Genomic DNA, 14,086 nt, shown 5'->3' with positions numbered 1-14,086 from the left:
ACAGGGGACATGGGACGAGTCACGGAACGACGCAAGGTGATCCGGATCCGGGACGGAGCCGTCTCCGCGCGCCCGGACACGCTCGTCGCCGAGGAACCGCTGGAGATCCGGCTCAACGGCAGACCGCTGGCGATCACCATGCGCACGCCGGGCGACGACTTCGCGCTGGCCGCGGGGTTCCTGGTGAGCGAGGGGGTGCTGGGCGAACAGGACGACCTGCAGAACATCGTCTACTGCGCGGGCGCCACGGTCGACGGGTCCAACACGTACAACGTGGTGGACGTAAAGACGGCGCCGGGCGTGGCCGTCCCCGACATCACCCTGGAACGGAACGTCTACACGACGTCGTCCTGCGGGCTGTGCGGCAAGGCGTCCCTGGACGCCGTCCGTACGACGGCCCGCTGGCCCATCGACGACGGTGATGGCACCCCGGTCCGGCTCGACCCCGACCTGCTCGCGGGCCTCCCCGACCGGTTGCGCGCGGCCCAGCGGGTCTTCGACCGGACCGGGGGTCTGCACGCGGCGGCCCTGTTCACCGAGGACGGAGAGCTGCTCGACATACGGGAGGACGTGGGCCGGCACAACGCGGTCGACAAGCTGGTCGGCCGCGCCCTGCAGCAGGGCGGCCTGCCGCTGTCCCGGACGATCCTGCTGGTGTCGGGGCGGGCCAGCTTCGAGCTCGCCCAGAAGGCCGTGATGGCGGGGATCCCGGTGCTCGCGGCGGTCTCGGCGCCCTCCTCGCTGGCGGTGGATCTGGCCGCGGAGACGGGGCTGACGCTGGTGGGATTCCTGCGGGGCAGCTCCATGAACGTGTACGCGGGCGAACACCGGCTGGCTCTGCGGACCGCGGCCGCCCAGGCCTGACAGGCTCCCCGCGACACGGCGGCGGGGCCCCGATCGGCGGGGAGCGCCCCCTGCGCCGTTTCGGGGCCCCGCTGTGCATGTGCCGGGCCTGCGTCTCTCACGCGGGCCTCACCCCTTTGATGGCTCGGTCGCCTCCGGGGCGCCGCATGTCGGTGTCGAGAGGCCGAGCGTGCTCAGCCCTTCGGGCCTGTGCGCTCCCCCACTCTCGACTTCGCTCGAGCGGGAGGTGCCCCCATGGCCTGTCGACACCGACGCGCCCCTACGGCTCCCTCGCGGCCGGTGTCGTCGGACCAGTGAAGTCGGTGGGCACTTGCCCGGTGTTGATGTGGGCTGGTTGGCTCGTCAGCCGTCTGTGAGGGTCAGTTGGGCCGCCTTGACCACTGAGCCCAGCCTCGGGAAGTCCAGTCGTACCGATGCCTCGTGCTCGGCCGCTGTGAACGCCGTCATCGCGTCCTCGACGAACACCAGGTCGTAGCCGAGGTCGGCGGCCGCGCGCGCCGTGGACTCCACGCCCAGGTTGGTGGCGATGCCGCCGAACACCAGGGTGGCGACGCCTCGTTCGCGCAGGCGGTCGTCCAGGCCCGTGCCCTGGAAGCCGCCGATCGTGTGCTTCACGATCTCGATGTCGCCTTCCTGGAGCAGTCCTGTCACGAGGCCGCTGCCGGGCGGCTGCTCGGCGACGCCGGGGCGTTCGACGCGGACGACGACGACGCTCGCTCCCGCGGAGCGGAAGGAGCCGGCCAACTCCTCGCAGGTCACCAGGACTTCGGTGCCCTTGCGGGGCTCCAGGGGCAGCGCGACGATCCGGTCCATCAGGTCGACGAGCACGAGGGCGGTGCGGGCGGGTTCCAGCGCGAGTGGTGCGGTCATGACGGAACGTTATCCGTCGTCAGCTCTGCGTACCGGAAATCCGGATCAACAGCTCCATGAACCGGTCGCGTTCGGCCGTCGAGAGCGGGGCGAGGAGCGCGTCGTTGGCCTCGCGCGCCGCCTTCTCGCAGCGCTTCAGCAGACGCCGGCCTTCGCCGGTGAGGGAGACCGCGTTCTTGCGACGGTCGTTCGGGTCGGGTTCGCGGACGACGAGGCCGGCGGACTGCAGGTCGTTGAGGATCCCGACCAGGTCCTTGGGGTCGAGCTGGACGCCACGGCCGAGATCGGCCTGCGCGACGGGTGCGAGGTCGCGGACGGCGGAGAGCACGACGTGGTGCCACATCTTCATGCCCTCCGCGGCCAGCGCCTCTGCGACCAGTGCCCGGCCGCGGGCGGCCGCACGGCCGAGCAGCCAGCTGGGGAGGGAACGGATCGCGGGGAGGGGGGCCTCGGACATGGCTGAACCCTATCGGAATTCATTGGACTTCCCAACGACCAGTCGATAGCGTCAGGATCGCTCAAACCGTTGGTGTTCCCAATGACTCCCCCCCGGCGACTTCCGTCCCGATCACTTCTGTCCCCATGACTTCTGGAGGTGCGATGCGCCGCGTCCGCTATGAATCCACCGGCGGCCCCCTGTTCCTGGAGGAGGCCCCCGTCCCGGAGCCGGGCCCCGGTGAACTGCTCGTCCGTTGCGAGGCGATCGGCGTCACGCTTCCCGTCGTCCGCAAGGTCGCCGAGGCCGCCGAGCCCGTCCCGCTGGGCGGCGAGATCGCGGGTGAGGTCGTGGGCGCCGGGGCCGGAGTCGGTCGCTTCCGTGTCGGCCACCGTGTGACCGGACTGTGCTTCGGGCACGGATACGCCGAGTACGCGCTCCTGCACGAGGCCATGGCCTCCCCGGTCCCCGACACCGCCACCGCTGTCGACGCGGTCGCCCTCGTCCGCAGCGGTCTGGTCGCGCTCGGCGCGCTGGCGGCCGCCCGGCCGGAACGCGGGGAGGCGGCGCTGATCACCGCGGCGGCCAGCGGGGTCGGGCATCTCGCCGTGCAGCTCGCGCGGGTGCGGGGCGCGGGGCGGGTCGTGGGCGCCGTGTCCGATCCGGCCAAGGCGGACTTCGTGCGCTCCCTCGGCGCCGACGACGTGGTCACGTACGGGGAGGAGAGCTGGGGGGACGCCGTCGACTATGTTCTGGACGGCGTCGGTGGCGACCTCCTCGGGCCTGCCCTTGCCGCACTCGGCGCGGGCGGTCGGCTCGTGGCGTACAGCTCCGGTGGCGGGACCATACGGGCGTACGACCTTCTCGTGGGGGCCAAGTCCGTCGTCGGGTTCCAGATGGCGCGGATCGCCCGCGAGGAGCCCGAGTTGTACGAACGGTGGCGGCAGGAGCTGTGGCGGCTGTTCGCCGAAGGGGCCGTGAAGCCCGCTGTGCACGGGGAGTTCGCGCTGGAGGAGGCGGCCGAAGCGCACGCGGCGGTCGAGGCGCGGGGCAACCGAGGGAAAGCAGTACTCCATCCGTGACGTGACACGTGCACGGTTCTTGTGATGTGTGGGATAGCCCAACTAACGTCTGTGATGCGCACTTTGGACGTGGGATGTCCGAATGTTCAGATGCCTGGACGCATGACCAGACGATGAAGGGCGGGCCGCACCATGCCGTCAAGAGTTCGCGCACGTCTCAGAGCTGCCCTCGTCGCGGCCGTCGCCACCACGGCGACGGCCGCGACATCGGTTCCGGCACAGCCCCAACCCACCGGCCGGACACCCCTGTTCGAGCAGCAGGTCCTCTTCAGGGCCGATCAGGACCCCGGCTACGCCTGCTTCCGTATCCCGGCGATCGTGAAGACCAAGGACGGCACGCTGCTGGCCTTCGCCGAGGGGCGGGTGCTCAACTGCGGTGACGCCGCCGACATCGACATCGTGCTCAAGCGGTCGACCGACGGCGGAAGCACCTGGGGCCCGCTCCAGGTCGTCAACGACGGCGGCGGCGACACGCACGGCAACCCGGCGCCGATCGTCGACCGTCGCACCGGCCGCATCCTGCTGGCGGAGACGTACAACACGGGCCGTACGGACGCGGGCAGTTGCTCGGTGCCGTGTGACCGCACCCCTCATCTCCAGTACAGCGACGACGACGGCCGGACCTGGTCCGCGCCGCGCGATCTGAGCGACCAGATACTGCCGGCGGACTGGAACTCCTGGTACGCCACCGGTCCCGTGCACGGCATCCAGCTCACCAAGGGCAAGCACGCGGGGCGGCTCGTCTTCGGCGTCAACACCGAGACGTGGAACGGCAGTCGGGTCACCGCCAACCACGCCGCGCTCATCGTCAGCGACGACGGCGGCGACACCTGGCGGGCCGGCGCCGTCGACTCCTGGCCCATCGCCGCCGAGGACGGCACCTTCCGGCAGAAGCCGTCCGAGGTGACCCTCAGCGAGCGCACGGACGGCACGATCCTCATCAGCGGCCGGGAACAGGACGGCTCCGACCTCGGCCACCGCTCCCAGACGTTCAGCCGCGACGGCGGCGACAGCTTCACCGGGCCCTTCCGCGGACTCCCGGACCTGTACACGCCGCAGGTCCAGGGCGCCACACTGCGCATGGGCAACCGCATGCTGCTGTCCGCGCCCGCCGACCCCGACCGCCGGCGGACCATGATGGTGCGGTCCTCCTACGACGGCGGCGCCACCTGGGAGAGCGTGGACCGCGGCAAGGTCGTCACCACGGACTGGTCGGGCTACTCGGACATGGTGGGCATCGACGCCTCCACGGTGGGCCTGATGTACGAGGGCGGCGCCGTCGACGCGCGCGACGAGATCCGCTTCGCCCGGTTCGACCAGGACTGGCTCGGCCCGCGCCGGGCCCCCGACCCCACCACCCCCGACCTCGTCCCGGGCGCTCCCCGCGCGACCGTGCTCGGCGGCGCGCGCACGACGAGCGGCGTGTTCGGCGACGCCCTGGAATTCGACGGCGTCAACGACGCGGTGCGGTTGCCGTACCGGTCCCGACTTCCGCTCGGTACCGGGGACTTCACGGCTTCGCTGTTCTTCCGGTACTCGGCCACCAGTGGCGAGCAGCCGTTCCTGTGGATGGGCGGGATCGGCACCACCCAGCCCCAGGTGTGGATGCGTGGCGAGCCCGACAACGACCGGGTGCGCGCCCTGATCACCACCCGGGAAGGGTTCCGGACCGTGCGCACGGCGTCGGTGTGGTTCAACGGCGCCCGCAACGACGGACAGTGGCACCATCTCGCGCTGCGGCGGGATGGGGGTACCTCCCGCTCGGGCGAAGCCGAGAGTGGGGGAGGGCAGTTGACGCTGTTCCTCGACGGCGAGGCGATCAGCACCGCGGACGTGGCCGGCTCGGTCAGCCGGAACTCGCCGTTCGGGGTGCACGTCGGCCAGCGCATGGACAGCCGGGCCTTCCTCACCGGCGCGATCGACGACGTCCATGTGTGGAACCGGGCACTCGGCGACGCCGAGATCCAGGCCGCCGCACTGGCCGGCACCCGCGGGGCCGCGACCAAGAGCGACAGCGTTCTGTGGCTGCCCATGGACCAGGTGCGCCGAGGCCACTAACGTCACGGGCGTGCCCGACGACGCACGAGCACGGCAGCGCACGGGAACCGGCCTCGGAGTCCTGCTGGCCCTGGTTCTCGCGGCCGTGCTGCTCACCGCCCTCCCGGACGACGGCGAACGGGAGGGCGGTGGCGCGTGCGCACCGCACTCGGTGGCGTCCTGGTCGGCCGACGACGGTCTCAACGCCGAGTTCGCCCGCTACGGCGACGATCCCTCGCGAGCCGACGACTGGACCGGCGGCGACGGCACGCACTCCGTGCGGCTGCCGGACGGGCGGCTGCTGTGGCTGTTCTCGGACACCTATCTGGGCCAGGTGTACGGGCCGCCCAATCCGTTCGGCGAGTCCGTCGCCTGGCGGGACACCACCGCTCCCCTGGTGCGCAACTCGGCGGTCGTCATGCGCGGCGACCGCCTGGAGCGCACCCTGCCCGCCCCGCTCTTCCCCGACCCCGCCCCGAACCAGTGGCGCTGGCCGGTCGCGGCCCGCGTCGAGCCCCGCTCCCCCGGCTCGTCGGCGCAGGTGCTGCGGGTGCTGCTGTGGGTGCGCACGGCCGGCCAGTCCCCGTGGATCTACGGTGTGCCGACCGCCACCGAGGTCGCCACGCTGTCGCTGCCCGACCTGCGGGTCGAGTCGGTGGTGAAGGTCCTCGACCAGCAACTGGTGCCCGACCCGTCCCGCCGGGTGCTGTTCGGGACGACGCTGGTCGAGGAGGGCGGCTGGACGTACGTCTTCGGCGGTGACGACGGCCAGGCGGCGTCCCGGCCCGCCTCTCGGGCGTACGTCGCGCGCGTGCCCGAGGGCAGGCTCGCCGAGCCGGGTGCCTGGCAGTACTGGAACGGCTCCGCGTGGGCGGAGGCGGGGGCGGGTGCCCGGCCGGGCGCGGTGCTCGGGGACGGGCGGCGCACGGGGGTGGGCAGCGCGTTCTCGGTGGCGCGGGTGCGGGGGACGTATGTGCTGTTCACGATGGCCGCCGGTACCGCGGGGCTGACGACCGTCACGTCGTACTGGGCCTGCTCCCCCACCGGCCCGTGGCACGGGCCGACCAGGGACTTCAGCCCGTCGCTGCCACACGGCGCCCAGGTCGCCGCCTACAACCCGCAGACGCACCCCGAGCTGAGCGACGGGGGGCGTCTCGTGCTGAGCTACGACGTCAACTGGCTGGAGACGGCGGGGGCCGCCGCGCAGCTCAACCGGAACGTGTCCCTGTACCGACCGCGGTTCGTGACGCTGAAGGTGGCGCCGACCCGGTGACCGGCCCGGGGACGTCGGCGTCGGTGCCGTGGCTGCCGGCCTCGGTGTCGTGGGCCTCGGTGTCGTGGGCCTCGGTGTCCTGGGCGCGCCGCTTGGCGATGACCGCGCACACCATCAGCTGCATCTGGTGGAAGAGCATCAGCGGCAGCACGGCCAGCGAGGCGTGCGCGCCGAACAGGACACTCGCCATGGGCAGGCCGGAGGCGAGGGACTTCTTGGAGCCGGCGAACTGGATCGCGATGCGGTCCTCGCGGCTGAAGCGCAGCGCCTTGGCGCCGTACCAGGTCAGCAGCAGCATGACGGCGAGCAGCACCGCCTCCACGGCGAGCAGGCCGGCCAGCCGGACGGGGCTCACCCGGTGCCAGATGCCCTGGACCATGCCCTCGCTGAACGCGGTGTAGACGACCAGCAGGATCGAGCCGCGGTCGACGAGCCCCAGCACCTTCTTGTGCCGGGTGACGAAGTCGCCGATCCAGCGCCGCAGCAGCTGCCCGGCGACGAACGGCACCAGCAGCTGGAGCACGATCTTGACCACCGAGTCGGCGGAGAAGCCGCCCGCGCCGGCGCCGAGCACGGCCGCCGCAAGGAGCGGGGTGACGACGATGCCGACGAGCGAGGAGAAGGAGCCCGCGCAGATCGCCGCGGGCACGTTGCCGCGGGCCATCGAGGTGAAGGCGATGGACGACTGGATGGTCGACGGGACGAGGGTGAGGAAGAGCAGGCCCTGGTAGAGCGGGTGCGTCAGGAAGACCGGGACGAGGCCGCGGGCGGCCAGGCCCAGCAGCGGGAAGACGACGAAGGTGCAGGCCAGAACGGTGACGTGGAGCCGCCAGTGCTTCAGCCCGTCCAGCGCCTCACGGGTGGACAACCGGGCGCCGTAGAGGAAGAACAGGAAGGCGATGGCGGCCGTGGAGGCCCCGGACGCCACGTCGGAGGCCGTCCCGCGCGCCGGGAGCAGGGCCGCGAGGCCCACAGTCCCGAGCAGCAGCAGGACGTACGGGTCGATCGGCATCCGACGCGGCCATTGCAGGCGTTTCACTGTGCTCCACTACTTCGCTGTCGTACGGGGTGTCGCTTCGGCTGAACTTCCGGTTCCGGGCACGGACGTGCCCTCTCCATCGTCCTCCGCGCCCCAGCGATCGGGAATCCGGCATACCACTCTGACTGTCATCACGTTTCGCGATAACGGAGCTAGCCTGGAGGCGTGTACGACCCTTCCCATCTGCGGACGTTCCTGGCGGTGGCGCAGACGCTGAGCTTCACCCAGGCCGCGCGGCGGCTCGGTCTGCGCCAGTCGACCGTCAGCCAGCACGTACGGCGCCTGGAGGACGCGACCGGGCGGCCGCTGTTCAGCCGGGACACCCACTCCGTGGAGCTGACCGAGGACGGTGAGGCGATGCTCGGCTTCGCCCGCCGGATCCTGGAGGTGCACGAGCAGGCGACGGCGTTCTTCACCGGCACCCGGCTGCGCGGCCGGCTCCGCTTCGGCGCGTCCGAGGACTTCGTCCTGACCCGGCTGCCGGAGATCCTGGAGGGCTTCCGTTACGACCATCCCGAGGTCGACCTGGAACTGACGGTCGAGCTGTCCGGCACGCTGCACGAGCAGCTCGCCGCCGGGAAGCTGGATCTGGTGCTGGCCAAGCGGCGCCCGGAGGATCCGCGCGGGGAGTTGGTCTGGCACGACCGGCTGGTGTGGATCGGCGCCGAGCGGCTGCGCCTGGAGCCGGACCGTCCGGTGCCGCTGATCGTCTATCCGCCGCCGGGGATCACCCGGGCGCTCGCGTTGGAGGCGCTGGAGCGGCAGGGGCGCGACTGGCGGATCGTGTGCACGAGCGGCAGCCTGAACGGCTTGATCGCGGCGGCCCGCGCCGGGCTCGGCGTGATGGCGCACTCACGGGGCCTGATCCCGCCGGGTCTGGTCCGGGTCGCCGAGCGCTCGGGACTGCCGGAACTGGGCCGCGTCGACTTCGTCCTGGTCCACGGCCCGCGCCGGACGGCGGCCCAGGGCGCGGCGGACGCGCTGGCGGCGGCGATTCTGGCGGGCGGGGATCGCCTGCACCGACGGTAGGGTCCGCGCCCGCCGGAGACCGGAGTGACGGATTCAGCCATCCGTGCGCTGACAGAAGAGGCGACGGCATGCGGCGGATAGCATGATCCACAGGGCCCGGACCGGGTAATCGGGTCGTACAGATTCCGTGGAGATTACGGGTCCGAAACTTACTCGACCGTCAGTTTTCTGTCCGACCCTTCCCCATGTGAGCGCATTTTCCGGCGCTGACCGGTGCGTACCTGAGCACCCGTCGATTTCCCGCCCCCTCCCGCCCCGACGACGGGTGGGGTAGCTTTCACGGCGCTGAGCGGAGCGTCAGCGAGGCATTCGGAGCGGGGAGCGGGGTTTGCGCGAGTTCACCAACCCTCCGTTGGCGTTGGCGCCGCCCGTGGGCGGCCTGGCCGACGTCGTTTTCGAGCATGCCCAGGACGACCCGTTGTATGTCGCCCTCGGCCGCAAGGACGACGGCGGGAACTGGCGGGATGTCACCGCCGCCGAGTTCCGGGACGAGGTGCTCGCCCTGGCCAAGGGCCTGCTCGCCCGTGGCATCCGGTTCGGCGACCGGGTCGCGATCATGTCCCGCACCCGGTACGAGTGGACGCTGTTCGACTACGCGCTGTGGACCATCGGGGCCCAGGTCGTGCCGATCTACCCCACCTCTTCCGCCGAGCAGTGCTTCTGGACGCTGTACGACGCCGAGTGCTCGGCGGCGATCGTCGAGCACGAGGACCACGCGATGACGATCGCCACCGTCATCGACCGGCTGCCCCGGCTGCACCAGCTGTGGCAGCTGGACTCGGGCGCCGTGCAGGAGCTCTACGACGCGGGCGCCCACCTCGACGACGACGTGGTCCACCGCCACCGGCAGGCGGTCACCCCCGACTCCGTCGCGACGATCATCTATACGTCGGGGACGACGGGGCGTCCCAAGGGCTGTGTCATCTCGCACGGCAACTTCATGTACGAGGCGGACACGGTCATCGAGCGCTGGGAGCCGGTGTTCCACTCCAAGAAGGGCGACGAGGCGGCGACCCTGCTGTTCCTGCCGCTCGCGCACGTCTTCGGGCGGATGGTGCAGGTCGCCGCGATCCGCGGCAAGGTCCGCTTCGGCCACCAGCCGCAGATGAACGCCGCCGCCCTGCTGCCCGACCTCGCCGCGTTCAAGCCGACGTTCTTCCTCGCCGTGCCGTACATCTTCGAGAAGGTCTTCAACGCGGCCCGCCGCAAGGCCGAGAAGGAGGGCAGGGCCGGCGCCTTCGAGAAGGCCGTCGAGGTCGCCGTGAAGTACGCGGACGCCGTGGAGGCCAAGGCGTGGGGTGTCGGCCCCGGCCCGTCGGCGGGGCTGCGGGTGCAGCACCAGCTCTTCGACAAGCTCGTGTACGCGAAGATGCGGGCCGCGATGGGCGGCCGTATCAAGCAGGCGATGACCGGCGGTTCGGCGATGGACCGGCGTCTCGGACTGTTCTTCGCGGGCGCCGGCATCCATGTCTACGAGGGATACGGGCTCACCGAGTCCACGGCGGCCGCGACGGCCAACCCGCCCTATCGCACCCGCTACGGCACCGTCGGCCAGCCCATCCCGGGCATGACCGTGCACATCGCCGACGACGGCGAGATCTGGCTGCACGGCGCCAACATCTTCCAGGGCTACCTCAACAACCAGAAGGCCACCGACGAGGCCCTGCACGACGGCTGGCTGGCCACCGGCGACCTGGGCTCGCTCGACGAGGACGGCTACCTCACCATCACCGGCCGCAAGAAGGAGATCCTGGTCACCTCCGGCGGCAAGAGCGTCTCGCCGGGAGTGCTGGAGGAACGCGTCCGCGACCACCCCCTGGTCGCCCAGTGCATCGTCGTGGGCAACGACCGCCCGTACATCGCGGCCCTGGTCACCCTCGACCAGGAGGCCGTCGAGCACTGGCTGATGATGCGCGACAAGCCTCCGATGACACCGGCCGAGCTGGTCCGCGACGCCGACCTGGAGACCGAGGTGCGGCGTGCGGTGGTCGCCGCCAACACCCTTGTCTCGCAGGCCGAGTCGATCCGCACGTTCCGCATCCTCGCCCAGCCGTTCACCGAGGAGCACGGACTGCTCACGCCGTCGCTGAAGCTGAAGCGCAAGGCGATCGAGAACGCGTACTCCAACGAGGTGGAGGCGCTGTACCGCGCGTGAGGCCGATTCCGGCGGATTCTCCGGTCAGGAATGCATCGCGGCCCGTGATCGTTGACGATGAGGAGTACCACCTGACGACAACCGTAAGGATCAAGAGCTCGTGAGCAGCAAGGTCCCCCCGATCATCCTCAACAACGGCGTCGAGATGCCCCAGCTGGGCTTCGGCGTCTGGCAGGTGCCGGACGACGAGGCGGAGCAGGCGGTCGGCACGGCGCTGGAGGCCGGGTACCGCAGCATCGACACAGCGGCGATCTACGGCAACGAAGAGGGCACCGGCAAGGCCATCGCCGCCTCCGGCCTCCCGCGCGAGGACATCTTCGTCACCACCAAGCTCTGGAACAGCGAGCAGGGGTACGACTCCACACTGCGTGCCTTCGACGTGTCGATGGAGAAGCTGGGCCTGGACTACCTCGACCTGTACCTCATCCACTGGCCGCTGCCGTCCCGCGGCGCCTACGTCGACACGTACAGGGCCTTCGAGAAGCTCCACGCGGACGGCCGGATCCGCGCGATCGGTGTCTCCAACTTCCTTCCGGAGCACCTCGAGCGGCTGATCGGCGAGACGTCGGTCATCCCGGCGGTCAACCAGATCGAGCTGCACCCGCGTCTGCAGCAGCACGCCTCCCGCGAGTTCCACGCCGGGCAGGGCATCGCCACCGAGGCCTGGTCGCCGCTCGGCCAGGGCAAGGGGCTGCTCGAGGTTCCGGCGATCGTGGCCATCGCGCAGAAGCACGGCCGCACCCCGGCCCAGATCGTGCTGCGCTGGCATCTGCAGCTGGGCAACGTCGTGATCCCGAAGTCCGTGACGCCGTCGCGGATCAAGGAGAACATCGAGGTCTTCGACTTCAGTCTGGACGACGAGGACCTCGCCGCGATCAGCGCGCTGAACGAGGACCGGCGGATCGGCCCGGACCCTGCCGCGTTCGACGTGGTGTGACGGCGTTCCGGTATTTCGACATGGTCTGACGCCGATCCGGTACGACGACCGTCACCGTTGCGGTACGACTCCGCCCGCCGCTCGGCTGCCCGAGCGGCGGGCGGACGTGCGGGTGCCGTCTCAGTCGCCGCGCACGTCGGTGTGGACCACCTCGAACTCCTCCAGTCCGGTCACGGTCACATGTGCCTTGGCCGCTCCCTCGTGCCGGGCCGCCGCCTGGCCCGCGCGGGACGCCGCCAGGGAGGCCTGGTCGACGAAGGTGTTCCCGACCAGCCCGCGCCCCCGCTCCCGGTCGACCAGAAGGACCGCCCTGGCCAGTCCCGGGAGAGTCTCGATCTTGGGAATCACCGTGGTACGGAACGTGTCCGCCAGCAGGTCGGTGTCCATGGGGTCGAACTCCAGCCTGGTCAGGCGCAGTCCGCCGCCCGGCTGCGGCTGCTGGATCTGGTGGAAGACCAGCGCCTCGTAGTTCTCGACGGCGAGGGTCCCCGCGAACGGCTCCAGCATCGCCGCCCGCCGCTCCCGCAGCACCTCGTCACTGTTGCGCCGGGCCTCCTCCGTCTCCCACCAGCTCGCCGCGAGCAGCTTTCCCAGCGTCCGGTCCACGAAGACACTCGCTCCGCGGTATCCCGGGCGGTCCTCCAGCAGGTCCCGCCCTTCCGTGTTCATAGCCCTGATGGCCGTGTCGATCTTCGTGGGATCGCCGGTCGCGTAAATGGCGCGTACGAACATGACACCTCCAGAAACCGGGCGAATGTCCGAAATCTTTGACACGACCAGTCTTCTACTGGGGTCCTGACGCCGCAATCAGCGCCGGCTCGGATAAGGAAACCTTCCTGACAGACCTGCCACAGAAGGGCCCCTCGCACGTGCACATCCGACAACGAACCCTCACCGCGGCCTCCGGCGCCGCGCTGCTCGCCGCCGGACTGCTTCCCGCGACCGCGTCCGGCACGCCGCAACCGCCGCCTCTGGAGGCACCGGTCGGCGCGGCCGACCTGCTCGCGAAGGTGGCGACCTGCGCGCAGATCTCGAACGGCAGGTACCGCACCGACGCAGGGGCCCCGGCCACCGTTGCGGTGTGCGGCAAGCACGGCGCCGTCTTCTGGAAGGCCGACATGGACATCGACTGCGACGGCCAGCGCACCGAGATGTGCAACGAGAACACCGACCCCTGGTTCCAGGCACAGACGGCGTTCCACCAGTCCGACGGCAGGCCGCTGCGGTCCGAGACCCTGCCGTTCGTCGTCGTCCCCGGTGTCAGCGACACGTGGGACTACAAGACGGCCGGAATCAGGGGCGGCAGCGTGGCCGCCGTCATCCACGACGACCAGGTCCTGTACGCCGTCGTGGGCGACACCGGCCCCAAGAACGTCATCGGCGAGGCCTCCTACGCCGCCGCCGAAGCCCTCGGCATCGACCCCGACCCGGCGACCGGCGGCACCGGCTCCGGAGTGACGTACATCCTCTTCAGGAACTCCCAGGTCTCGCCCATCGAGGACCATGAGGCGGCGGCGTCGCTGGGCGAGAGACTGGCGAGGGAGTTCATTCAGGACAACTGAGCGCGGAGCGAGGTCAGTTGGGCTGTCCGAGCGGCCGTACGACGACGGTGTTGACGTCGACGCCGTCGGGCTGCCGGACAGCCCACACGACCGAGTCGGCGATCTGTTCGGCGGTGAGCAGACGGCCCGGCGGCAGGCTGCCGTAGCCGTCCCAGAACGGTGTCTCCACCCTGCCGGGCGCGACCAGGGTCACGCCGACGCCCCACTCGGTGACCTGCCGCCGGGTGTTCTCGGCGAGCCCGGTCACGGCCCACTTCGTCGCCCCGTAGAGATTGCCCGGCCCGTGCACGAACCCGGCGACGCTGCCGACGAGGACGATCCGGCCGCGGGTCTCCCTGAGGGCGTCGATGGAGGCGCGGATGAGCAGGGCCGGGCCGAGGACGTTGGTGAGCACCATGTCGGCCCAGCCGCTCGGGTCTCCCTCGGCGACCGTGTCGTGGGTGGCGACACCGGCGTTGGCGACGACGGTGTCCAGTCGGCCGAAGGCCTTGAGCGTAGTGTCGACGGCCGCCTGGACGTCACCGTGGTCCGCCGTGTTTCCGGCGATCGTCAACAGGCCCTCGGGTTCCCCGAGTTCCTTAGCGAAGCCACGCAGCCGTGCCTCGCCGCGCCCGGTCACGGCGACCCGGTGGCCGGCGTCGAGGAGCTGCCGCGCGACCGCGGCGCCGATTCCACTGCCGCCGCCGGTGATGAGTGCGACCGGAGAGTCGGTCATGGTTACCCCCTGTGTGTGTCGAACAGGGGGAGTAGACCAGTTGGAGAACTCTCGAAGTCAAGGGGCTCCGCAACGGCCTGCGCGTCA

General features: G+C 70.8%; 13 protein-coding genes. 8 read left to right on the top strand and 5 right to left on the bottom strand.

Annotated features, from left to right (window positions below; all coding sequences use genetic code 11):
• Positions 1 to 9: 9 nt before the first annotated feature.
• Positions 10 to 864 (top strand): formate dehydrogenase accessory sulfurtransferase FdhD, encoded by an 855-nt coding sequence (gene fdhD / locus ACIBAG_RS18830; RefSeq protein WP_399106417.1) that lies wholly within the window; start codon positions 10 to 12, stop codon positions 862 to 864.
• 342 nt (positions 865 to 1,206) lie between these two features.
• On the opposite strand, the gene ACIBAG_RS18825 is transcribed toward fdhD, so the two are convergent.
• Positions 1,207 to 1,734, bottom strand: coding sequence for an isochorismatase family protein (locus ACIBAG_RS18825; RefSeq protein ID WP_399106415.1), 528 nt, complete (start codon positions 1,732 to 1,734; stop codon positions 1,207 to 1,209).
• Between the two features lie 19 nt (positions 1,735 to 1,753).
• Positions 1,754 to 2,191: a MarR family winged helix-turn-helix transcriptional regulator gene (locus ACIBAG_RS18820; RefSeq protein ID WP_399106413.1), complete on the bottom strand. Its 438-nt coding sequence runs from the start codon at positions 2,189 to 2,191 to the stop codon at positions 1,754 to 1,756.
• Between the two features lie 143 nt (positions 2,192 to 2,334).
• Between ACIBAG_RS18820 and ACIBAG_RS18815 the strand changes: the two genes are divergently transcribed.
• From ACIBAG_RS18815 to ACIBAG_RS18805, 3 genes are all read left to right on the top strand, one after another.
• Positions 2,335 to 3,252 (top strand): zinc-binding alcohol dehydrogenase family protein, encoded by a 918-nt coding sequence (locus tag ACIBAG_RS18815; protein ID WP_399106954.1) that lies wholly within the window; start codon positions 2,335 to 2,337, stop codon positions 3,250 to 3,252.
• Positions 3,253 to 3,384: 132 nt separating this feature from the next.
• Positions 3,385 to 5,310, top strand: coding sequence for an exo-alpha-sialidase (locus ACIBAG_RS18810; RefSeq protein WP_399106411.1), 1,926 nt, complete (start codon positions 3,385 to 3,387; stop codon positions 5,308 to 5,310).
• A gap of 10 nt (positions 5,311 to 5,320) precedes the next feature.
• On the top strand, positions 5,321 to 6,562 hold the full coding sequence (locus ACIBAG_RS18805; RefSeq protein ID WP_399106409.1) for a DUF4185 domain-containing protein: 1,242 nt from the start codon (positions 5,321 to 5,323) through the stop codon (positions 6,560 to 6,562).
• Here the strand turns inward: ACIBAG_RS18805 and ACIBAG_RS18800 are convergent.
• A complete protein-coding gene (locus ACIBAG_RS18800; protein ID WP_399106407.1) occupies positions 6,498 to 7,574 on the bottom strand; it encodes a bile acid:sodium symporter family protein in 1,077 nt (358 codons plus the stop codon). The two genes, ACIBAG_RS18805 and ACIBAG_RS18800, sit on opposite strands and share 65 nt — an antisense overlap.
• 192 nt (positions 7,575 to 7,766) lie before the next feature.
• On the opposite strand from ACIBAG_RS18800, the gene ACIBAG_RS18795 reads away from it, so the two are divergent.
• The 3 genes from ACIBAG_RS18795 (at position 7,767) to ACIBAG_RS18785 (ending at position 11,722) form a co-directional block, all read left to right on the top strand.
• The gene (locus ACIBAG_RS18795; protein WP_399106405.1) at positions 7,767 to 8,630 is read left to right on the top strand and encodes a LysR substrate-binding domain-containing protein; all 864 of its coding nucleotides are present in this window, start codon (positions 7,767 to 7,769) and stop codon (positions 8,628 to 8,630) included.
• A 328-nt stretch (positions 8,631 to 8,958) separates the two neighbouring features.
• Positions 8,959 to 10,785, top strand: coding sequence for an AMP-dependent synthetase/ligase (locus ACIBAG_RS18790; protein WP_399106403.1), 1,827 nt, complete (start codon positions 8,959 to 8,961; stop codon positions 10,783 to 10,785).
• A gap of 100 nt (positions 10,786 to 10,885) precedes the next feature.
• Positions 10,886 to 11,722 carry an aldo/keto reductase gene (locus tag ACIBAG_RS18785; protein ID WP_399106401.1) on the top strand — a complete coding sequence of 279 codons (837 nt, stop codon included), beginning with the start codon at positions 10,886 to 10,888 and terminating at the stop codon, positions 11,720 to 11,722.
• Positions 11,723 to 11,842: 120 nt separating this feature from the next.
• Here ACIBAG_RS18785 and ACIBAG_RS18780 read toward each other — a convergent pair whose 3' ends face one another.
• Positions 11,843 to 12,454 (bottom strand): hypothetical protein, encoded by a 612-nt coding sequence (locus ACIBAG_RS18780; protein ID WP_399106399.1) that lies wholly within the window; start codon positions 12,452 to 12,454, stop codon positions 11,843 to 11,845.
• A 137-nt stretch (positions 12,455 to 12,591) separates the two neighbouring features.
• Between ACIBAG_RS18780 and ACIBAG_RS18775 the strand changes: the two genes are divergently transcribed.
• The gene (locus tag ACIBAG_RS18775; RefSeq protein WP_399106397.1) at positions 12,592 to 13,284 is read left to right on the top strand and encodes a glycoside hydrolase family 75 protein; all 693 of its coding nucleotides are present in this window, start codon (positions 12,592 to 12,594) and stop codon (positions 13,282 to 13,284) included.
• Between the two features lie 13 nt (positions 13,285 to 13,297).
• Here ACIBAG_RS18775 and ACIBAG_RS18770 read toward each other — a convergent pair whose 3' ends face one another.
• Positions 13,298 to 13,999 carry an SDR family oxidoreductase gene (locus tag ACIBAG_RS18770; RefSeq protein ID WP_399106395.1) on the bottom strand — a complete coding sequence of 234 codons (702 nt, stop codon included), beginning with the start codon at positions 13,997 to 13,999 and terminating at the stop codon, positions 13,298 to 13,300.
• Positions 14,000 to 14,086 lie beyond the last annotated feature (87 nt).

Origin of the sequence: Streptomyces sp. NPDC051243 (genome assembly GCF_044455405.1) — a bacterium.
Taxonomy (GTDB): domain Bacteria; phylum Actinomycetota; class Actinomycetes; order Streptomycetales; family Streptomycetaceae; genus Streptomyces.
Note: the sequence above shows the minus strand (reverse complement) of the source record. Positions and strands in the feature narration are given on the sequence as shown.